We start from the raw sequence: 19,828 nt of genomic DNA, 5'->3' as shown, positions 1-19,828 counted from the left end.
GGCGACGTACGCTCTCAGGAGACTTCGAGAACACCCACAAGCGGGTTGCATTCGTTAGCCCTCGGGTTGCCTCCTTGCGAAGAGGAGATCGTCATGGCCTCAACCATCGAGAACCGCAGGCGCACTCCGGAGCTGCGGTCGTTCGGTGCCGTAGTGAGGAGGTTGCGTGAGGCGGCCGGACTCAAGCAGGTCGAACTGGCCGCCGTGGTGAACGTCTCTCGCGCTTACATCGGCCACGTCGAACTCGGCAAGACTCGATGCCGATTGGACTTTGCCAAGCGTCTTGACGATGCGCTGCGTGCCGACGGCGAGATCATCACGGCGTGGAACAAGCTCCTGGAATCGATCAAGTCTGTCAAGTACGCCGCCTACTTCGTCAATTTTCCAAAGGCCGAGTCGACGGCCGCCCTGATCCGCGTCTACGAGACGCACATCGTCAACGGCTTGTTCCAGACAGAGGCGTACGCCAAAGTACTCATTAAAGATCCAGATATTCTCAATACGCGGATTAACAGACAGAGGCAGGTCATGAGCGCCCCTGCTCCGAGGATATTCGTAGTCCTTGAGGAGAGTATCGTCCATCGGCAGGTCGGAACGCGAGAGGTCATGCGTGAACAACTTGAGTATCTGCTGGAGTTGTCTGAGCGGCCCGGTATCCGGCTTCAGGTGCTTCCAACCATCTACGTAGAGGATGCGCGAGCCGCCTTCGCCATCGCCACCCAGGCAGACCGCAGCGACGCCGCATACCTCGTAACTGGGACAGGAGGGGTGACCAGCGCAGACCCGGACGATCTTGCCAACCTGCACGAGAGGTTCGCTACTCTTCAGGCGGAAGCGCTCAATGTGAGGGACACCCGAGCCCTGATCAGAAGGGTGATTGACGAAAAATGGACCTGAGTAACGCAGTGTGGCGCAAGGCTTCACGAAGCACGGCCGAGGGTGACAACTGTGTCGAGATTGCCGGGACTTCCCAGGCGGTGGCGTTCCGTGACAGCAAGGATCCCGATGGCCCCAAGCTCATCATCGGCCCCAGTGAGTTTCGGCGCTTTGTCGGCGTTCTCAAGCACTCTTAGCTTCCTGTGAAGAGGGTCGCCGTCCGCGACGCATCTTCGTGGAATACGGCGACCTTGAGGCGGCCCCGCGCGCTCGTTGAGGTGGCCGAGCGCGCGGAGTGCTCGCTTATGCCAATTCCTCTCTGAAGCCTTGGCGCCAGGAGGGGTGGCGCAGTTCCCAGCCGAGTTCGCGCTTGGCCTTGGCGTTGGAGAAGCCGCGTCCCTCGGTCATCATCATCACCGCCGCGTCCCCGGCCAGCGGCCGGGCCAGCCAGGTGGGGACCCGCATCGGACGCTTCGCCCCCGCGCACTCGGCGAGGTAGGGCAGCCACTCGGCGGCGGGGGCCGGTTCGTCGTCGACGATGTTGAACACGCCGCGGGCCTTCTGCTCGATGGCGAGGACGGTGGCGCTCGCCGCGTCGTCCAGGTGCACCCACGAGCAGTAGCCGGGACCGCCGCCGACGACGGGGAACTGCCGCTTGCGCACGGGTTCGACCAGGGCATCGTTGGCGCCCGGCCCGTAGAACCAGCCATAGCGCAGGACCGCGCCACCGGTCCTGACGACCGAGTCCTCGACATGACGGATCGCCTTCATGCCGGGCTCCGCCGGCGTCCCCGTCATCGGGTCGACCGGGTCCTCCTCGGTCTTCACCCAGTCGCCCTCCCGGATGCCGTTCCACGCGCCGTAGCTCTGCGCGACGAAATGCGGGACGCCGGTCGCCTCGGCGGCGGACAGCAAGTTGTCCGTGCCCTCGATACGCAACCGATTGGTACCGGCGAACCACCGGTCCATGTGCTTCATATCGGCCTTGCCTGCATGCGCCACCGAGATCGCGGTCATCTGGTGGACGATCACGTCCGGCCGGGCGGCGGCCACCGCTTCGCCGACCGACGCCGCGTCGAGGCCGTCCATCACGACGCCCTCGGCCCCCAGCTTCTCCGCAAGGCCGAGCTTGGCCGCGCTCGTCGCCGTGGCCGTCACCTGGTGGCCGCGCTTCACCAGTTGCGGCACCAGCCGCTGCCCCAGGACACCTGTCCCACCTGCCACGAATACTCGCATGTCCATCACCTTCCTGGTCAGGGTCTGCCTCTACGGGATGGGACGAAACGGCCGGGGCGTCTGTGACACGGCAGGCAACGGGGTGCGCGCGCCGTGCGGGACGAGGCGCGGGTCACATTCCAGCGATGTCACAGTCCGCGGTGCCGTCCAGTCATCAGGGGTGTAACTGCCAACAACGGTGAGGAGAGCACGATGGAAGCGCGGATGAACCTCTTCGCAAGCCCGGTCATGGGCAAGGTGCTGAAGCATCTCGTCGCGGCGGGCAACGCCGTCCCGGACTCGTTGCTGCCGCTCGCGACGCAGGAACTCGTGAGGCTCCGCGTCAGCCAGATCAACGGCTGCGCCTTCTGCGTCGACATGCACACCAAGGAGGCCGCGCACGCCGGGGAGACCGCCACCCGCCTCAACCTGGTCGCGGCCTGGCGGGAGGCCACGGTCTTCACCGAGGCCGAGCGCGCCGCCCTGGAACTGGCGGAGGAGGGAACCCGCATCGCCGACGCGGCCGGCGGCGTCCCCGACGAGGTGTGGGCGAACGCCGCCAAGCACTACGACGAGGAGCAGCTCGCCGCACTGGTGTGCGGCATCGCCGTCATGAACGCCTTCAACCGTGCGAACGTCATGACCCAGCAACCCGCTGGCGATTACCAGCCCGGCCAGTTCGGATAGCGGGGGCGCCCCGGGGCCGCGCCTGGACGACGTCCCCGACGGCGTGCGGCGGCCCCGGGGCAATACAGGCTATTTCGTTTATGTCGAATATGTCCTATATAATCCCGGAGATTGTGAAGCGAAAAGGGTAGGATAAAAGTTCGATCGACCGGGCGCGCATCACGGTTCTCGATAAGCTTGTCCTTTCTCCGGCGGGGACGGACTGGCTTTGGAGACCCATGGACGAGGTGGCGTCGGCGATAAGGCGCGGGCTGCTATGGCTCGAACGTGATCAGGAACGGGACGGCCACTGGTCGGACTCCGAGGGCCTTTCCCGCCTGTCCGCCACGGCGCACGCGGTGCGGGCCTTCGTCGCCTGCGGTTTCGAGACCGATCACAACGTGGTCCGGCGCGCCGTCGCGTGGCTCATGCGTCCGGAAGTGGCCGCCGGGACCAGCCACTACTTCTGGCGGCTCGGTCCCCTGTCGGAGCTCTACCGTTCCGGTGTCCCCGAGTCGCTGATCGAGCACGACCTCAGAGTCCTCCGAACGGCGATCGAGGACGGCGTACGGCTGGACCGGCGGCTCAACTACCCCGCCTTCCTTCTCGATTGCCTGGCCAACCTGGATCAGGGGGCCGACCGCGACGAGCGATATGTCGACCAGTTGCGGGATCTGCTGGCGATGGGGGAAGTCGACATCACTCCAGGGATATGGGCTTATGTCGCCCTGGAGCGGGTCGGCGCCGTCGAGGGGGCGTCGCTGGATCTGGAGAAGGTCGCCCGTTCCCTCCGGGAGAGCAACGGCTGCTACCACCTCAACGGTTCGGTGGCCGAGACGAGCTATTTCGTATTGAACTGCGCGCGGTCCGACGTGCTCAGCGCCGATCCGGAGCTGTTGCCGGTCCTCGATGGCGCGGCGCGCTGGCTGATATCCCGGCAGATCACGCGCACCGGGAGCTGGCCCACCGAGCAGCCCCTCTACAACGGCTCTCCGCAGGCCCCCGCGTACTACACGGCACTGGCCTGCCGGGCGCTGTCGGCCTACCTGCAGCGGTACCGGCCACGGTCGCTCGCGCAGACCGCCCTGCCGGACTGGAGTTTCCGGCGGCGGGTAACGATGATCACCAGGTACGCGTCCGCGACGATTCTGGGCTGCCTCACCATGACCGCGGCCGGTCTGTTCCTCCCCTCCGGGGGCGCGGGACGGCTCGTCACCACCTCCGGCATCATGGGCACGGCACTCAGCGCCATCGCCTTCTTCTGGGAGGCACGCGACAGATTCGGTCGCCACGGCCACCGGTGATCCCGCGTCGGGAGTCGGCCACAGGCCGGCCCGACATCGGGTGATGCGACCACCGGTGTCATCGGATCGGTCGTGTGAGGCGTCCCCTTCAGCGTGGACCGGCTGCGGGGGTGGTCATGATCGCGGGGCATCAGGTCGCCTTCTTCGCGCGGGAGTTGGACTCGCCCGACCCTGAGCGTCGCGCCGCCGCGGCGAAGGGGCTCAGCAGGGTTCCCGGGCATGTCGCCGAGTTGGCCGCTCTCCTCACGGACGCGTCGCCGCAGGTGCGGGCCGCGGCCGCCCTGGGGCTCGGACGGCAGGGGGAGGCCGTACCGGTCGAGCCGCTCGTGGCGTTGTGCTCCGACCCCGATGCCGAGGTACGGCGGCGTGCGATCAACACGTTGGTCCGGCTGGGCGCGACCGGGCCCGCGCTGACCGCGGCGTTCCTCCAGCGGGTCGGGGACGCCGAGTTGCGGAACCGGACAGTGGTGCTCCAGTGGCTGCTGCGGTTCGAGGTGCCGGTACCCGCCGAGGAACTGATGCCGTTGCTCGGCCACCGCGACGTCCTGATCTGGGCGAGAGCGAGGGACATGCTGCGGCTGCTGCCGGAGGCGGACGCCCTCTTCGCCGACCTGGTGCGGACCGGTTCCGCCGAGATGCGCCGCCGCGCGCTGGACATGCTGGGCGTACCGCAGGCCGGCGTCCCCGGCCTGCGCTTTCGCGCCGGGGACGCGGCGCGCGAGGAGGCATGGCGGCGGATGTGGGAGCCCGAGCCGCGGGTCGTCCCGGCGCTGCTGGCCACCCTGGAGGACGAGACGGAGCCGTGGGCGCGCACGATCCTTTTTCGCGCGCTGGCCGCGCATCGGGCCCCCGAGGTCGTGGGGCCGGCCTCCGCCTGGCTGGACGACGCCGACTGCGGGCCCCACGCGGCGGCGGCGCTGGGCAGTGCCGGGACGGCCGAGGCGGTCGAGCTTCTGCGCCGGCTCGCCTCCGGACGGCGGGATGCCGCGCTGCGCGGTGCGGCCGCTCGGGCGCTGGGCGAGGCCCCCGGCCTCGCCGTGGCGGAGACGCTGTTCGGCCTGCTCGACGACCCGTCCGAGCCGGTTCGCCTGGGCGCGGTCGACGGACTGGGCGCCTTCTTCGGGCGAACCGGCGACTCCCTGCTCCAGCGGCTGGAACGGTGGCGCGCCGGACGCGTCACCGGGGTTGCGTCCCCGCCCGCCGAGGACGAGGTACGCGAGCTGTCACGCCGGTCGGCCGACCGGCTGGTGCGCATGCTCTGCGGTGACGCGGAGAACGCCCACATCTACGGGAACGCGCTGTATCACTTCCCGGAAGTGCGGCCGATGCTGCCGGCGCTGCTGGAAAACCGCGAGGGGCTCGTGCGTTCCGCCGCGCTGTACCTCGCCGAGCGGTTCGGCGACATCGACTTCGCGGGCAGGCTGCGGCTTCTGGACGATCCCGATTGGCGCGTGCGCGAGCGTGTGGCAGCGACCTTCGACCGCCTGACCAGCGAGCAGGCGCTCACGCAGGCCGAGCGGGACGCGCTGCGCCCCCGCCTCGAACGCGCACAGGACGACCCGGCCCACTACGTCCGCGTCCACACGGCCAAAGCGCTCGCACGCCTCGACCAGGACGACCGCCGACCTCGTGCATGAATGCGCCGCCGACCGGCCGGTTATCAGCGCGGGGTCAAGGTCACCGGGAACTCGGTCACGCCTCGGACGAAGGCGTTGGGCAGGATTCGCGGGCCTTTCTCGTCAGCCCATTCCGCAGCCGCCACCCGGGCGATGAATTCCTCGAAGAAGATCTGGAGTTCCAGGCGGGCCAGGGAGGCGCCCAGGCAGAAATGCGGGCCGAGCCCGAACGCGATGTGGTCGCCCGGACGGCGCGTCACGTCGAAGACGTCCGGGTCGGCGAAGACCGACTCGTCGCGGTTGGCGGAGCCGTACATGAGGAGGATCTGCTCGCCCGCCGGAATCTTCACCCCCGCGATCTCGGCGTCGCTCGCGGCGACCCTGCACATGTTGAGGATCGGCGTCGTCCAGCGGACGAATTCCTCGACGGCGTCCGGGATCAGGGACGGGTCGTCGCGCAGTTTCCGCCATTCGGCGGGGTTCCGGATCAAGGCGTCCAACGCGGTGGCTATCACGGTCCGCGTTGTTTCCGCGCCGCCGACCAGCAGGAGGAGGGCCTCGTGGGCGAGGTGCTCGTCGTCATAGGCGGGCTGGCCGGGTCCCGTGTTCGACCAGATGGACAGGAGGTCGTCGGTGGGGCAGGCGCGCCGGTCCTTGGCCGTTTCCAGGACGGCGAGCGCGTACTCCCCGGCGGCGATCGTCGCGTCGTCGGTGATGTAGCGCTCGCCTCCACCTGCGATGACGGCCGTCGCCGACCAGTGGACGAGCTGCGGCCACGCGTCCTCGGGGAAGCCCAGCAGCCAGCCGATGACCCGGGCGGGCAGGGGAGCGGCCAGACCGGGGACGGCGTCGACGGTGCCCGCCTCCAGAGCCGTGGTGATGCAGTCGACGGCCGTGGCGCGGATCCGGTCGGCGTACCGGGAGACGCCCCTCGGCGTGAAGCGCTGGTAGACCATGCGGCGCCGGTGCGCGTGCTCCGGGTCGTCCTGCCCGATCATGGACGGGTCGGCGGGCAGTTGCGGGCGATACCCGCCGGAGTTCGTCCAGACGCGGGGGTTGCGTTCGACGGCGAACACGTCGGCGTGCCGGGAAACGCCCCACAGGCCGTTCACCTCGTCGTGGTAGACGGGGGCCTCGGCGCGTAGCCGCGCGTAGACGGACCAGGGGTCGGTGGCGTACATCTCGCCGTCGAGAAGGTCGATGTCCATGGCTCGCTCCTCGGGAAAGCACGTCGGACAAGGGGGTTCGCGGGGTGTGCGGCAGCGCCCGGACAATCGGAGACGCAAATCTAGACTAACGTCTCACCCAAGCAAGTGCTAGGTCTATCGTGACCGGCGCCGCGCGGGCGGTAAAGGGGAGGCGACCCCGGGTGCGCGCGTTCGGGGGCAATGTACGGAAGAATGGGGGGCGGCCACAGCGAGGAGGCGTTTTGAGCGGCGATGTGCGGTTCACCGTGACGCGGACGCTGAGCAAGGACCAGCAGGCGCGACGGGAACGGCTGATCGACTCGGCGAGAGGGCTCGCGCTGGAGGGCGGTTACGCGGCCGTCACCATGCACGACGTGGCGGACCGGGCCGGCGTCGCCCGCGCGACCGTCTACCGCTACTTCGCCACCAAGGATCATCTGCTCACCGAGGTCGCGGCGGCCTGGGCGCACCACGTCACCGACGACATCGACGCGCTCGCGGTCGGCGACACCCAGCTCGAACGGCTCACCGCGCTGCTCGAACGCATCGTGTACGTCGCGGCGCAGGAGCCCACGTTGACGTCCGCGATCATCCAGGCCGTCACCTCGGACGACTCCAGCGTGGACGACGCCCGCACCGTGCTGTTCCAGTACCTGCGCGACCGGCTCTCGGCGGCGATCGGCGACCCGGTGCCCGAGCGGGAGGACGTCGAACTCGTCCTCGGGCACATCCTGCTCGCCGGGCTGATCAGCCTCGCGTCGCTGCGGCAGCCCGTCGAGGACGTCGCCACCTTGGTCCGGACGGGCGGCCGACTGGTGCTGGCCGGCGCGCTGTCCGCCGCCACTCCCGGCTGACGCCCCCGGCTGACGTTGGCCGCCGCGGTGTTCACCTGGGCGTGGGCCCGGCGCGCCTGAGTTGTCAGTCAACTTATAAGTGCGTGACCGCAATGCGTCTCCGGTGTTGCAGCCCGCCCGCCCCCGCGTCGGTAGCTTCCCAGGCGGGAGGTGCGAACGTGACCACGACGCTTGGCGAGCGCTCGCCGCTGAAGCCCTGGACCGGTGTGCCGAGCGAGCTGTCCGGTATGTTCCGGCCCCATCTGGACGCCCTCGCCGAGGAGATGATCGAGGAGATCCTCGCCGCCGTCCCCGCGGCCGCCCGCCCGCAGGACGAGGAGTCCGCGCGGCTCGTCCGGCTCGCCGTCGAGGGCGCGCTCCACCAGTTCGTCGACCTGATCGCGGACCCGGACAGCCCGTGGGAGCCGGTCGCCGCCCTCTACCGGGAGATCGGCCGGGCCGAGGCCCGCGAGGGCCGCAGCCTGGACATCCTGCAGACCTCGCTGCGGCTCGGCGCGCGGATCGCGTGGCGGCGGCTCGCGTCCGAGTCCGAGCAGTGCGACATCTCCCGCCGAACCCTCGCCGGCATCGCCGAGGCGATCTTCGCGTTCCTGGACGAGATCGCCCGCGCCGCCACCGAGGGCTACACCGAGGCCCGCGCGCAGGAGGCCGGCGAGTTGGAGCACCGCCGCCGGCTGCTGGACCTGCTGCTCGCCGAGCCGCCCGCCGCCGCGCAGGCCGTCGCCGACCTCGCCCGGCTCGCGCAGTGGCGCGTGCCCCGCACGGTCGCCGCGGTCGTCCTGCACGAGCGGGGCCGGCAGCCGCCCTCGCACCCGTCCCTGCCGCCCGACGTGCTCGCCGACGTCAACCGCCGCGAACCCCGCCTGCTCGTCCCCGACCCGGAGGGCCCCGGGCGCGGCCGGATGCTGGAGTCGGCGCTGCACGACTGGGTCGCCGCGCTGGGCCCGACGGTCCGCACCGAGGACGCGGCCAAGTCGCTGCGCTGGGCCCGCGAGGCGCTGCCGCTCGCGCGCCGCGGCGTCCTGCCGTCCGACCGGCTGATCCGCTGCGCCGACCACATGCCGGCGCTCGTCGTGTTCAAGGACGAGGAACTGGTGCGGGCGGTCGCCGACCTGCGGCTCGCGCCGCTGAAGAGCGTCCGGCCCCGGCATCGCGAGCGGCTGATGCGGACGCTGCTGTCCTGCCTGCAGAACGGGTTCAACGCCACCGAGGTCGCGAACCGGCTGCACGTGCACCCGCAGACCGTCCGGTACCGGCTGCACCAGCTGGAGGAGCTGTTCGGCGAGCGGTTGTACGACCCGGAGGCGCGGCTGGAGACGGAGATGGCGCTGACCGTCTGGCTCACCGATCCCGCAGGCGTTCAATCAATCGATTGACTGGGAGGATACTGGCGGGTAGGTTGTGCGCATGGCCAGCAGCGACTCCGGTCGGGAGCGAATCCTGGACGCCGCGACCCGGTTGTTCTCCGCTCTCGGCTACGACGGCACCTCCACCCGGATGATCGCCGAGGCGGCCGGGCTCAACGTCGCCACCGTCGCCTACCACGTCGGCGGCAAGCGCGACCTGTACCTCGCCGTGATGGAACGTGCCCACGAGACCGAACGCGCGGCGCTGGAGGCGGCGTTCGCCACCTACACCCCCGACGTCAAGGGCCTCCTCGACATCGTCGACGCCTACGCCGACTTCTGCCTGTCGCGCCCGGAGATCCCGGCGCTGTGGATGCACCGCTGGCTGTCGGACGCCACGGACGTCGCCCACCTCGAAGAGCAGTACGTCCGGCCGCTGATGCAGATGGTCACCGACGCCGCCCGCAAGATCGTCCCCGCCGACGTCGACGTCGAATACGTCGTGTGGACGGTCATCTGGGCCACGCACGGGTTCGGGTGCGGCGGCGTCCTGGACGCCGACGGCAACCGCGCCGGCGTGAACGACCCGCAGGCCGTGGCGCGGTTCCGCCGCAACATTCGCCGGATCGTCGCCCTGGCGATCGGCGCCCCCGAGCAGGCAATGGGATGACGACCGCGCTGCCCCGGCGGCGGCTCCTCGGCTACGGCATCGGCTCGGTCGGCACGGGCGTGTTCTCCGCCGTCCCCGGCCTGCTGCTCCTGTACTACCTGACCGATGTCCTCGGTGTGTCGGCGGCGATCGCCGGGGCCGTCCTCGTCGTGCCCAAGGCGTGGGACGTACTGCTCAACCCGATCGTCGGCGCCGCCAGCGACCGCGAGGCCGTCCGGACCGGCCGCCGCACCCGGCTGCTGCTGGCCGGCGCCGTCACGCTGCCGTTCCTGTTCGCCGCGATGTTCGCCGTTCCGGCCGACTCCCCGGGGGTCGCCGCCGTCTGGGCCGGGATCGCGTTCCTGCTGGCCGCGAGCGCGTTCGCGTGTTTCCAGGTGCCGTACGTGGCGCTGCCCGCCGAGATCTCCGCCGACCCGTCCGAGCGGGGCCGCGCGATGGCCTGGCGCGTCGTCTGCCTGACGCTCGGCATCCTCGTCGCGGGCGGCGTCGCCCCCGCGCTCACCGACGCCGCCGGGGGCGGCCGCGCCGGATACGCGCTGATGGGCGCAGTGATCGGGCTCGCCATGGGCGCCGCGATGGTCGCGAGCACGCTGGCGAACCGGTGGATCCCGTCCCGTCCCGGGCCGCGCCCGCTGGGGCTGGTCGCCGCGCTGCGCACCGCGCGCGGCAACCGGCCGTTCTTCATGCTGCTCGGAACCTACGTCTCGCACACCCTCGCCGTCGCGATCATGCTGGCGGGCGCCCCCTACGTCGCGACGTACCGGCTGGACGAGTACGGGCTCACCTCGGCGATGTTCGTCTGCATGGTCGGGCCGAGCGCCTTCGCGGTGCCGCTGTGGCACCGGCTGTCGCGCAGGTACGGGCCGGTCGACTGCTACGTGGTGGCGCTGGTGCTGTTCGCCGCGGCGGCCGTCGCGCTGTTTCCGCTGATCACGTCCACCGCGGGCGTGCTGGCGTTCAGCGCCCTCATCGGCGTCTGCTACGCGGCCGTCCAGTTGCTGCCGCTGTCACTGCTGCCGGAGACCGTCCACGCCGACACCGGACGGACGGGACACGCGCAGTCCGGGGCCTTCACCGGGCTGTGGACGGCCGCCGAAACAGGCGCGATGGCCCTCGGGCCGGGAATCTTCGCGCTGATCCTCGCCGTCTCGTCGTTCAGTTCGTCCGATCTCGATACCCCGGTCGTCCAGCCGGGCTCGGCGCTGACCGGGATGACCGCCGGATTCACCTTCGTTCCGGCGCTGCTCCTGCTGCTCAGCGTGCCCCTGCTGCTGGGCTACCGCCGGCTCGCCGCCCGCCACCTTCGCCCCGAGGAAACACACGAACATGCAGTCTGAGCACCTCCCCGAGGCGGGCCGTCCGGCCGCCGAGCTGCTTGCCGAACTCGCCCGGCTCCGGGACGCGGACCTGCCCGTGCGCGGCGGCCAGGTCACCGCCTACGTCTACGACACCGGACGCGAGGCCGTGCACGACCTCGCCGCCGCCGCCTTCCTCGAGATGCTGGAGGTCAACTGCCTCGACCCGACCGCGTTCCCCAGCATCGTCGCGCTGGAACGCCGGATCGTCGGGTTCGTCGCGGACAAGCTCGGCGGCGGCTCCGGTGTCTTCACCAGCGGCGGCACCGAGTCGATCATGCTGGCGGTGAAGGCCGCACGGGACGCCCACCCGGTCGAGGGACGGCCCCAGATCGTCCTGCCGACCACCGCGCACCCCGCCTTCCACAAGGCCGCGCACTACCTCGGCCTGGAGGTCGTGCACGTGCCGGTGGACGCCGCGTACCGTGCCGACCCCGCCGCGACGGCCGCCGCGCTGACGCCCCGCACGGCGCTCGTCGTCGCCTCCGCCCCGTCCTACCCCCACGGGGTCATGGACCCGATCCCGGAGATCGCCTCGATCGCGGCCGCCGCCGGGGTCCCGTGCCATGTGGACGCGTGCGTCGGCGGCTGGGTCCTGCCGTGGCTGCGCGACGCCGGACGCGACGTCCCGCCGTTCGACCTGTCCGTGCCCGGCGTGACGTCCATCTCCTGCGACCTGCACAAGTACGGGTACGCGCCGAAGGGCGCCTCGGTCGTCCTGTTCGCGGACGAGTCGCACCGCAGGCGCGCCTACTTCGCGTCCGCGGAATGGCCCGGGTACACCGTCATCAACGCGACCGTCCAGAGCAGCAAGAGCGCCGGGCCGCTCGGCGCCGCCTGGGCGACGCTCAACGCGGTCGGCGCGCAGGGCTACCGCGACCTCGCCGAGAACGCCATGAAGTCGGCGGAACGCCTGATCAGCGGCGTCGCGTCCATCCCCGGCCTGCGCGTGCTCGGCGAACCCGTCGCACCGCTCGTCGCCGTCGCGTCCAGCGACCCCGCACTGGACGTGTTCGTGATCGCCGACGAGGCCAGGCGGCGCGGCTGGTTCTTCCAGCCGCAGCTCTCCTACCAGGGCATCCCGCCGAACCTGCACTTCACGGTGACCGGCGTCAGCGACGTGGACGCGCTCCTCGACGCGCTCGCCGCCGCCGCCCGTGCCGCCCGAACCGCCGGCCCGCCCGACGTCCCGTCCGAACTGGTCGACGCCCTCGCCGGCCTGGACCTCGACAGCCTCGACGACGCCGGCTTCGCCGGGCTGCTCGCCTCCGTCGGCGTCGACCTCGCGGGCGGCGGCGAACCCGAGATGGCCGTGGTCAACGCCATCCTGAACGCGCTGCCGCCCGAGACCCGCGAGGCCCTGCTGATCCGCTTCCTGTCGGCCCTGTACGCCTGAGCTCCAGCGCTTGCAGGGCCCGTACGCCTAGCCGAGCCGGATGAGGCGCTTCAGGTAGGACGGCTCGTCCAGCGTGCTGCCGAGTCGCAGCGGGACGGTCGCGGCGCCGGCCGTCACGGCGCCGACCCGCTCCCCGCCGCCGCCCGTGTGGGGCGGGTCGCCCGTGACCCCGACCGCCACGGTCAGCCCGGGCCAGCCGACCACGGTCACCGGTGACGCGGCACGCAACGGAGTCGTCCCGCCGAGGCCGTCGTCGACCCGCGCGACCAGCGCCCCCTTCGGCGCCAGCGTCACCGCGGTCAGCGCGCCCTCGGCCGAGGCGACGAGCCGTCCCGCCGCGTTCACGGCGTCCGCCGCGCTCGGCGTCCGCTGCCCCATCACCGCGCCGATGATCAGCGTCTGCACGCCCCCGACGCTCTTGCGCGCCGCGAACACGAAGTTGCCGCCGGCCGCGTCCGTGTAGCCGGTCTTGCCGCCGACGACGCCGTGCTGACCCAGCAGGAAGTTGCCGCCCTCCCGCGCCGCGCCGCCGTCGTCCGGCACGTAGGCCCGGTTGTTCACGATCTCCGCGAAGGACGGGACGTGCATCGCGGCCTTCAGCAGCTTGACCTGGTCGGCCGCCGTGCTCACGGTGCCGGAGTCGTAACCGCTCGGATCGGTGTAGCGCGTGCCGGTCATCCCGAGTTCCGCGGCGGCCGCGTTCATCTTCGCCACGAACGCCTGCTCGGTCCCCGCGTCCCACCGCGCCAGCTCGTGCGCGACGTCGTTCGCCGAGATGATCATCAGCGCTTCGAGGGCCTTGCGCTGCGTCAGCCTCTGGTACGCGGTGACGCCGAGCAGCGACTCCCCCCGCTTCTTGCGCGCCGGGATCTGCGCCGCCGCCTGCGGCGACACCGTCAGCACCGGCCCCGGCGCACCGGACTTCAGCGGATGCTCGCGGAGATACACGAACGCCGTCATCACCTTCGCGACGCTCGCGGTGGGGGTCGGCGCCGCCCCGCCCGACGAGCCCATCGTCCCGAGGCCGTCCACATGAACGACCGCCTGCCCCGCCGTGGGCCACGACAACGCGGGCGCCTGCCCCGGGAACGTGTGACCGGACGCCAGGGCCAACTTGATCGTCGGCTCCGGCACGGGCCTGACGAGCTGGCCGGCGACGACCCCGACGACCAGCACCAGCGCCGCCACGAGCACGATCAGCCCGCGCCGCCGCCCCCTGCCCTTCTCCGCGACCTTCCCGGACTCGCCGGATCCTCCGGACTCCCCGGGCATCGTGGGCATTGCGGGCGTCGCGGGCGCCGGCTGTGCCGTCCCGCCGTCCCAGGGAACACTCCACTGGCCCGACGACCGGGCCGTCGGATGCTCCCCGGGCCCCTGGACGACCGGCAGCCGCTCGACCCGCGTGACCGCGGCGTTCCGCGACGGCTCCTCCCGCGCATCGTGCCCGGGCCGATCCCGCACCGGCGCCCCCGCAGCCGAACCCTGCGGACCACCGGCCTCCTGCCCGCCGCTTCTCTCTGGCGGGCTGACGAACCAGGACCCGCCCTGCGGCGGACGCTGCTGCACATGCTCGCCCCGCGAAGAAGCCTGCTGGACGCCCGGCCCTGTGGCTTCGTCGCGTCCCTCTTGCGTCGGAGCGTCTGTGGGGGCGGTGGGCGGTGATGCGGGCCGCGCGGGCCGGGGCTGCGCCTGCTGCGTGCCCTGCCCCGCGGTTTCGTTCTGGCCCTTCTGGGGCGAAGCTTCGGCGGGTGCGGGACGCTGTGGCCGGTGTCGCGGGGGCGCAGGCCGGGCTGGTTCGGCCCGTGTGTCCGAGGTATCGTCGTCGGGACGGTTCTGTGGAGGCCCCGCGGGGGAGGTCTGGCGTGGCTGGTCTCGTGGGGGTGCGGGCGGAGGCGGGGCGGTGCGGCTGATCGAGCTGTCGTCGTCGTTGGGCCCGCCTGTGGGTGGGGCCTTCTTCGGCGGGCTCGGGCGAGGCGTGGGCTGTGTCGGGGCGGTGCTTGAGGTCGGCGGGACATCCGTGGACGCGACACCGCCTGGCTCGCCTGGTTCGCCTGGCTGGGCCGGTTCGGTCGGTGTGCTTTCGGACGTCTCGTCTTCCGGACGGTCCCGGGGCTCCTCGGGCGGCGCGGCGGCCGGGAGGTCCTCGCCCTGCGCGGCTTCCTCGCCCTGCGCGGCTTCGTCACCCGGGTCGGCGTGTTCCTCGGACCTGCCGGGTTCCTCCGACGCGGCGGGTTCCTCGAACTTGGCGGGTTCCTCGGACGGGAACTGGACGTACCAGGTGGTCTTGGGGACGGACGGCTCGTCCTCGGCGGGCCGGCGGACGGCTATGTCCGGACGGGTCAGGTTGACCTTCGCGGGGACGCGGAACTCGGCGGTCGCCGTGCGGGAGGCGTCGTGTTCGTCCTCGTTGCCGGACGTGTCCGGTTCCCGCTCGGCCTCGTCGTCCACGTCCTGACCCTCCTCGACTCGAGCCTCGACAGGCAGGCGGAGCGGTCCCCCCGACAACCCCGTGCACAGTGAAGGATGCGCAGTTTAGCGGGAAGGTTCGCGCCGATCCGCGTCCGACGCCGCCGTGTCCGGAACCCGGACGGGACGTTGCGGAGATACATCGCTGACAACGTCCCCGCACAGCAGCAGTTCATGGCGGCGCTCGCGCAGGAGGCCAGGGCGCGGATGACCGGGAACCCCGCGCGGTTCGCGAGGTTCCTCACCGCGATGGCCGGGTCGGTCGAGACGGTCACGCGGCTGGGCGTCGCCGAACTGCAGGCGCTCGCCCGGAGTTTCGGGAGGGCGGATCGGTCGAGTTCGACACGGTTCCGGTGCGTCCGGCGAAACGGGATCCGAACCGCCTGGAGTGGGATCCGGCCGGGGCGGAGCGGATGTTCGCCGCCTTCAGGACGCCATGAGTGATCCCGTTCCTGCCGGGTAGGGCCTGCTCATCCCGGGCCGCCAGAACCGATCCGCGAGGCTCAAGGAGTGAGCAGTCTATGGCCAGGAAGATCCGCGAAATCATGACCGGCTCGCCGACGTCGGTGTCGCCGGAGCTCGACCTCGTGACGGTGGCGCGGGCGATGCGCGACGAGGACATCGGCGCCGTGCTGGTCGCCGACGGCGACGACCTCAAGGGCGTCGTCACGGACCGTGACCTGGTCGTGCGCGGGCTCGCAGCCGGCGGTGACCCGGCCCAGGCGAAGATCGGCGGCATCGCCAGCCGCGTCACCGCGACCGTCGGCCCGGACGACACACTGGACAAGGCCGCGCAGATCATGCGCGAGCGGTCGGTGCGGCGGCTCCCGGTCATGGAGGACGGGCGTCCGGTGGGCATCGTGTCCATCGGCGACCTCGCGATGGAGAAGGACTCCATGTCGGCGCTCGCGGACATCAGCGCCGCCCGCGGCAACAGGTGACCCCGGAAAAGGGCGGGTGACTGGAGAACAGGCCCGGCCCGCTTCACCGTGGGCGCGTCCGGAGGCCGCTACCGGTGCCCATCCTCCGGCCCTGGGCGCGCTCACCTCTCAGGAAGGACGGACAGGAGCCGCTCCAGTTCCTCTTCGGTGTTGTAGTAGTGCACGGAGGCCCGCACGGCCGCCGAAGGCGCCCCCAAGTCATATCCGTGTGAGAGCGGGTTCGTCACGTTGACGTTGATGTCCCGTTCCCTCGCGGCGGCCTGGATGGCGGCGGGGTCGTGACCGTCCACGCTGAACGTGACGATGCCGGAGGGCCGCGGGCCCTTGTCGAGGACGGTGACACCGGGGCGGGCGGCCAGTTCCTCCCGCAGCTTGGCCGCGAGCCCGATCACGCGAGTCTCGATGTCCGTCATGCCCAGGTCGGCCGCATAGGCGGCGGCGACGCCCAGCCCGATCTGGCCGGCGACATATCGTTCCCACGTTTCGAAGCGCTGGGCGTCATCGCGCATCTCGAAGCTGTTCGGTACATGCCAGGTGGCGGCCTGCAGATCCAGGAACGGCGGGACGAGGGTCCGCAGGATGTCGCGACGCACATACAGGAAACCCGTCCCGCGCGGGCCGCGCAGGTACTTGCGTCCGGTCCCCGAGAGCATGTCGCAGCCGATCTCGCCTACGTCGATGGCGAGCTGGCCGACAGACTGGCATGCGTCCAAGAGGTAGAGCACGCCGTGCTGGCGGCACAGCCGTCCGACCCCTGCGGCAGGGGTGATGAGCCCGTTGTGCGTGGGAATGTGGTTGAGCGACACCAGGCGGACATCGCCTTTGACGAGTTCGGCCTCCAGTGCGTCCAATGAGAGCGTGCCGTCGGCCTCGTCCGGGATGGCGTCGACCTTCACGCCCTTGGCCGCCGCCACCTGCTGGTAGGCGATCGCGCTGCTGGAGTATTCGGTGGTCGTCGTCAGTATGCGGTCGCCTTCCGCGAAGGGGATCGAGTAGAACGCCATGTCCCATGCCCGGGTGGCGTTCTCCACGTAGGCGATTTCGTCTGCGTGCGCGCCGATGAGCCTCGCCACGGCGTCATAGAAGTGCTGGACGGCCGCCTCGTTCCGCTCTGCGGCCTCGTACCCGCCGATCGTCGACTCCAGTGCGAAATGTTCGTTGACCGCCTCGATGACCGGACGGGGAGGCAGCGCCGCACCGGCGTTGTTGAGATGGGCCACCTTCGCGCAGCCGGGGGTGTCGGTCCGGAGCCTCTCGATGTCCACAGGTGCGCATCCCTTCGAGAAATGTCGTAGGCCCGCGCGATGCTGGGGCGCGGTAACGGGTTGACCTCAACCTTCCTTGAGGTCCCATGCTTGCTGTTCCAGCCTAACGATCACCAGGGGGCCTCATGGACATGGAAGTCACGGCGTGGATGTCGCTGCACCACGCCACGCACGCGCGGGACAGCAGGCCGTTCTCCAAGGCGACGCTGCGCCGGATCGGCGGATTCGCCCGCCCGCACAGACGGCCGCTGGCCGCCTTCCTCTTCCTCAGCGTGGTGCTGGCGGTCATCGCGGTCGCGACGCCCGTCCTCGCCGGCTGGGTCGTCAACGCCGTCGTCGACCACTCCTCGACGTCCACCGTCGTGTGGCTGGCCGTGCTCATCGCGGTCCTCGCGGTCGCCGAGGGCGGTCTCGGCCTCGGCAACCGGCTGCTGTCCGCGCGCATCGGCGAAGGGCTGATCCTCGACCTGCGCACCGCCGTGTTCGACCACGTCCAGCGCATGCCCGTCGCGTTCTTCACCCGGACCCGCACCGGCGCCCTGGTCAGCCGCCTCAACAACGACGTGATCGGCGCCCAGCGCGCCTTCAGCGACACCCTCTCCGGCGTGGTCAGCAACATGGTCACGGTGCTGCTGACCTTCGCCGTGATGGTCCGCATCTCCTGGCAGATCACCCTGCTCGCCCTGCTCCTGCTGCCCGTCTTCGTCCTCCCGGCCCGCCGCATGGGCACCCGCCTGGCGCGCCTCGAACGCGAGGCCGCCGCGCACGACGCCGCGATGAGCACCCAGATGACCGAACGCTTCTCCGCGCCCGGCGCGACCCTGGTGAAGCTGTTCGGGCGCCCGTCCCGCGAATCGGCCGAGTTCGCCGCCCGGGCCCGCCGCGTCCGCGACATCGGCGTCCGCACCGCGATGGTGCAGCACGTCTTCATCACGGCGCTCACCATGGTCTCCGCCCTGGCCCTGGCCCTCGTCTACGGGCTCGGCGGCTTCCTGTCCCTGCGCGGCCACCTCGACGCCGGCGCCGTCGTCGCCCTCGCCCTCCTGCTCACCCGCCTCTACGCGCCGCTGACCGCCCTCGCCAGCTCCCGCGTCGAGGTGATGAGCGCCCTCGTCAGCTTCGAGCGCGTCTTCGAGATCCTCGACCTGGAACCGCTCGTCGCCGAGAGGCCCGACCCCCGCGCCCTCCCGGACGGCCCCGTCTCGGTCGAGTTCGAGAACGTCCGCTTCGCCTACCCGTCCGCCGACAAGGTCTCCCTCGCCTCCCTCGAAGAGGTCGCCACCCTCGACACCCGCGGCGGCGTCGACGTCCTGCACGACGTCTCCTTCCGCGCCGAACCCGGCCAGATGATCGCCCTGGTGGGCTCGTCCGGCGCGGGCAAGTCGACGATCGCCCAACTCCTCCCGCGCCTCTACGACGTCGACTCCGGCGCCGTCCGGCTGGGCGGCGTGGACGTCCGCGACCTGCCCTTCCAGACGATCCGCGAGACGCTCGGCATGGTCACGCAGGACGGTCACCTGTTCCACGAGTCGATCCGCGAGAACCTCCTGCTGGCCCGCGAGGAGGCCACCGACGACGAGCTGTGGGACGTCCTGCGCCGCGCCCGCCTCGACGCCCTCATCGAGAGCCTGCCGGACGGCCTCGAGACCATCGTCGGCGAGCGCGGCTACCGCCTCTCCGGCGGCGAGCGCCAGCGCCTCACCATCGCCCGCCTGCTCCTCGCCCGCCAGCGCGTCGTCATCCTGGACGAGGCCACCGCCCATCTCGACTCCACCTCCGAGGCCGCCGTCCAGGAGGCCCTGGCCGAAGCCCTCGACGGCCGCACCGCCATAGTCATCGCCCACCGCCTGAGCACCATCCGGGCCGCCGACCGCATCCTGGTCATCGAGGAGGGCCGGATCATCGAACAGGGGACCCACGACGACCTGCTGGCCGCCGGCGGCCGCTACGCGGACCTCTACAACACCCAGTTCGCCAACGACCCGCTGGAACCGGTCGCCTGACCCGCCGACCCGACCACGCCCCCCGACCCGCGGCCGGCGGGTTGGGGGGTGAAGCCGAGGGCAGGAGTGGCGTGAACGGAATCGCCGACCTGCGACGGGGGCACTCCGGGATGTCCTCGACCTGGAGGGCGAGCTCACCGGCACCCGCGCGGACCTGGGGGGACGGACATGGTGGATCGAGATCAATTGCCGGCGCCCGAGCGGGGACTGGTGCTGACGCATTTCCTCACCGTGCGGGACGTGGCGCGTTCTCGCACGTTCTACGCGGACGTCTTCGGCGGCGAAGTCGTCCTGGAGGAGAATCCGGCCATCGTGAAGGTCGCCAACACATGGATCATCATGAACCCCGGGGGCGGTCCCACTCCGGACAAGCCCGACGTCACGCTGTCGCCCCCGGAACCCGGCGACCCGGTCTCCACCTTCATGAACGTCCGCGTGGCCGACATCGCCGCGTTCCACGCGGAGGCCACCGCACTGGGCGCCGAGTTCCTGACCGAGCCGATCGACCGCAAGGCCGAGCTGCGCTGCTACATGCGCGACCCGGACGGCTATCTCATCGAGATCGGCCAGGCCACAGGCATGGTGAAGGGCGTCTACGCCGACCCGCCCGCCGGTCGCTCCACCTGACCGCCCCGCGCCCACCACGACACGATGTGCCCCGGGGACGC

Annotated in this window: 17 protein-coding genes; 13 read left to right on the top strand and 4 right to left on the bottom strand. The window is 71.1% G+C overall.

The window, feature by feature from the left end; all coding sequences use genetic code 11:
- Positions 1 to 93 precede the first annotated feature (93 nt).
- Positions 94 to 897, top strand: a complete 804-nt coding sequence (locus SM418_RS19480) for a helix-turn-helix domain-containing protein (protein WP_371942616.1) — start codon at positions 94 to 96, stop codon at positions 895 to 897.
- A complete protein-coding gene (locus tag SM418_RS19475; protein WP_371942617.1) occupies positions 888 to 1,073 on the top strand; it encodes a DUF397 domain-containing protein in 186 nt (61 codons plus the stop codon). Before SM418_RS19480 ends, SM418_RS19475 begins: the two co-directional genes overlap by 10 nt.
- 106 nt (positions 1,074 to 1,179) lie before the next feature.
- Here the strand turns inward: SM418_RS19475 and SM418_RS19470 are convergent, their stop codons facing one another.
- A complete protein-coding gene (locus SM418_RS19470; RefSeq protein WP_371942618.1) occupies positions 1,180 to 2,112 on the bottom strand; it encodes an NAD-dependent epimerase/dehydratase family protein in 933 nt (310 codons plus the stop codon).
- Positions 2,113 to 2,304: 192 nt separating this feature from the next.
- Here SM418_RS19470 and SM418_RS19465 point away from each other — a divergent pair, with 192 nt between their 5' ends.
- The 3 genes from SM418_RS19465 (at position 2,305) to SM418_RS19455 (ending at position 5,698) form a co-directional block, all read left to right on the top strand.
- On the top strand, positions 2,305 to 2,778 hold the full coding sequence (locus tag SM418_RS19465) for a carboxymuconolactone decarboxylase family protein (protein WP_371942619.1): 474 nt from the start codon (positions 2,305 to 2,307) through the stop codon (positions 2,776 to 2,778).
- 218 nt (positions 2,779 to 2,996) lie between these two features.
- Complete coding sequence (locus SM418_RS19460; protein WP_371942620.1) at positions 2,997 to 4,061, top strand: hypothetical protein; 1,065 nt, start codon at positions 2,997 to 2,999, stop codon at positions 4,059 to 4,061.
- Between the two features lie 116 nt (positions 4,062 to 4,177).
- A complete protein-coding gene (locus SM418_RS19455) occupies positions 4,178 to 5,698 on the top strand; it encodes a HEAT repeat domain-containing protein (protein WP_371942621.1) in 1,521 nt (506 codons plus the stop codon).
- 23 nt (positions 5,699 to 5,721) lie between these two features.
- Here SM418_RS19455 and SM418_RS19450 read toward each other — a convergent pair whose 3' ends face one another.
- On the bottom strand, positions 5,722 to 6,885 hold the full coding sequence (locus SM418_RS19450; protein WP_371942622.1) for a cytochrome P450: 1,164 nt from the start codon (positions 6,883 to 6,885) through the stop codon (positions 5,722 to 5,724).
- A gap of 221 nt (positions 6,886 to 7,106) precedes the next feature.
- On the opposite strand from SM418_RS19450, the gene SM418_RS19445 reads away from it, so the two are divergent.
- The 5 genes from SM418_RS19445 to SM418_RS19425 all read left to right on the top strand — a co-directional run bounded on the left by SM418_RS19445 (position 7,107) and on the right by SM418_RS19425 (position 12,485).
- A complete protein-coding gene (locus SM418_RS19445) occupies positions 7,107 to 7,718 on the top strand; it encodes a TetR/AcrR family transcriptional regulator (RefSeq protein ID WP_371942623.1) in 612 nt (203 codons plus the stop codon).
- A 158-nt stretch (positions 7,719 to 7,876) separates the two neighbouring features.
- The gene (locus SM418_RS19440; RefSeq protein ID WP_371942624.1) at positions 7,877 to 9,094 is read left to right on the top strand and encodes a PucR family transcriptional regulator; all 1,218 of its coding nucleotides are present in this window, start codon (positions 7,877 to 7,879) and stop codon (positions 9,092 to 9,094) included.
- Positions 9,095 to 9,125: 31 nt separating this feature from the next.
- Positions 9,126 to 9,734 carry a TetR/AcrR family transcriptional regulator gene (locus SM418_RS19435; protein WP_371942625.1) on the top strand — a complete coding sequence of 203 codons (609 nt, stop codon included), beginning with the start codon at positions 9,126 to 9,128 and terminating at the stop codon, positions 9,732 to 9,734.
- Complete coding sequence (locus SM418_RS19430; protein WP_371942626.1) at positions 9,731 to 11,071, top strand: MFS transporter; 1,341 nt, start codon at positions 9,731 to 9,733, stop codon at positions 11,069 to 11,071. The genes SM418_RS19435 and SM418_RS19430 overlap by 4 nt, the downstream gene beginning before the upstream one ends.
- Positions 11,061 to 12,485: a pyridoxal phosphate-dependent decarboxylase family protein gene (locus SM418_RS19425; protein ID WP_371942627.1), complete on the top strand. Its 1,425-nt coding sequence runs from the start codon at positions 11,061 to 11,063 to the stop codon at positions 12,483 to 12,485. The genes SM418_RS19430 and SM418_RS19425 overlap by 11 nt, the downstream gene beginning before the upstream one ends.
- Before the next feature lie 27 nt (positions 12,486 to 12,512).
- On the opposite strand, the gene SM418_RS19420 is transcribed toward SM418_RS19425, so the two are convergent.
- Entirely contained in the window at positions 12,513 to 14,933 is a 2,421-nt protein-coding gene (locus tag SM418_RS19420; RefSeq protein WP_371942628.1) for a D-alanyl-D-alanine carboxypeptidase family protein, read from the bottom strand.
- 539 nt (positions 14,934 to 15,472) lie between these two features.
- Between SM418_RS19420 and SM418_RS19415 the strand changes: the two genes are divergently transcribed.
- The gene (locus tag SM418_RS19415) at positions 15,473 to 15,892 is read left to right on the top strand and encodes a CBS domain-containing protein (RefSeq protein WP_371942629.1); all 420 of its coding nucleotides are present in this window, start codon (positions 15,473 to 15,475) and stop codon (positions 15,890 to 15,892) included.
- Positions 15,893 to 15,993: 101 nt separating this feature from the next.
- On the opposite strand, the gene SM418_RS19410 is transcribed toward SM418_RS19415, so the two are convergent.
- Positions 15,994 to 17,157 (bottom strand): aminotransferase class V-fold PLP-dependent enzyme, encoded by a 1,164-nt coding sequence (locus SM418_RS19410; protein ID WP_371942630.1) that lies wholly within the window; start codon positions 17,155 to 17,157, stop codon positions 15,994 to 15,996.
- A 125-nt stretch (positions 17,158 to 17,282) separates the two neighbouring features.
- Here SM418_RS19410 and SM418_RS19405 point away from each other — a divergent pair, with 125 nt between their 5' ends.
- Together SM418_RS19405 and SM418_RS19400 are read left to right on the top strand one after the other, a co-directional pair.
- Complete coding sequence (locus SM418_RS19405) at positions 17,283 to 19,160, top strand: ABC transporter ATP-binding protein (RefSeq protein ID WP_371942631.1); 1,878 nt, start codon at positions 17,283 to 17,285, stop codon at positions 19,158 to 19,160.
- 168 nt (positions 19,161 to 19,328) lie between these two features.
- Positions 19,329 to 19,787, top strand: a complete 459-nt coding sequence (locus tag SM418_RS19400) for a VOC family protein (protein ID WP_371942632.1) — start codon at positions 19,329 to 19,331, stop codon at positions 19,785 to 19,787.
- Positions 19,788 to 19,828: the final 41 nt, after the last annotated feature.

It is taken from the genome of Actinomadura chokoriensis, from assembly GCF_041463665.1.
In the GTDB taxonomy this organism is placed as follows: Bacteria; Actinomycetota; Actinomycetes; order Streptosporangiales; family Streptosporangiaceae; genus Spirillospora; species Spirillospora chokoriensis_A.
This window is presented reverse-complemented; position numbering and strand designations above follow the sequence as displayed.

Bases quoted from the DNA above. Each gene is read 5' to 3' on its own strand.
- SM418_RS19480 (WP_371942616.1), top strand. From the start codon at position 94: ATGGCCTCAACCATCGAGAACCGCAGGCGCACTCCGGAGCTGCGGTCG.
- SM418_RS19475 (WP_371942617.1), top strand. From the start codon at position 888: ATGGACCTGAGTAACGCAGTGTGGCGCAAGGCTTCACGAAGCACGGCC.
- SM418_RS19470 (WP_371942618.1), bottom strand. From the start codon at position 2,112: ATGCGAGTATTCGTGGCAGGTGGGACAGGTGTCCTGGGGCAGCGGCTG.
- SM418_RS19465 (WP_371942619.1), top strand. From the start codon at position 2,305: ATGGAAGCGCGGATGAACCTCTTCGCAAGCCCGGTCATGGGCAAGGTG.
- SM418_RS19460 (WP_371942620.1), top strand. From the start codon at position 2,997: ATGGACGAGGTGGCGTCGGCGATAAGGCGCGGGCTGCTATGGCTCGAA.
- SM418_RS19455 (WP_371942621.1), top strand. From the start codon at position 4,178: ATGATCGCGGGGCATCAGGTCGCCTTCTTCGCGCGGGAGTTGGACTCG.
- SM418_RS19450 (WP_371942622.1), bottom strand. From the start codon at position 6,885: ATGGACATCGACCTTCTCGACGGCGAGATGTACGCCACCGACCCCTGG.
- SM418_RS19435 (WP_371942625.1), top strand. From the start codon at position 9,126: ATGGCCAGCAGCGACTCCGGTCGGGAGCGAATCCTGGACGCCGCGACC.
- SM418_RS19430 (WP_371942626.1), top strand. From the start codon at position 9,731: ATGACGACCGCGCTGCCCCGGCGGCGGCTCCTCGGCTACGGCATCGGC.
- SM418_RS19425 (WP_371942627.1), top strand. From the start codon at position 11,061: ATGCAGTCTGAGCACCTCCCCGAGGCGGGCCGTCCGGCCGCCGAGCTG.
- SM418_RS19415 (WP_371942629.1), top strand. From the start codon at position 15,473: ATGGCCAGGAAGATCCGCGAAATCATGACCGGCTCGCCGACGTCGGTG.
- SM418_RS19405 (WP_371942631.1), top strand. From the start codon at position 17,283: ATGGACATGGAAGTCACGGCGTGGATGTCGCTGCACCACGCCACGCAC.
- SM418_RS19400 (WP_371942632.1), top strand. From the start codon at position 19,329: ATGGTGGATCGAGATCAATTGCCGGCGCCCGAGCGGGGACTGGTGCTG.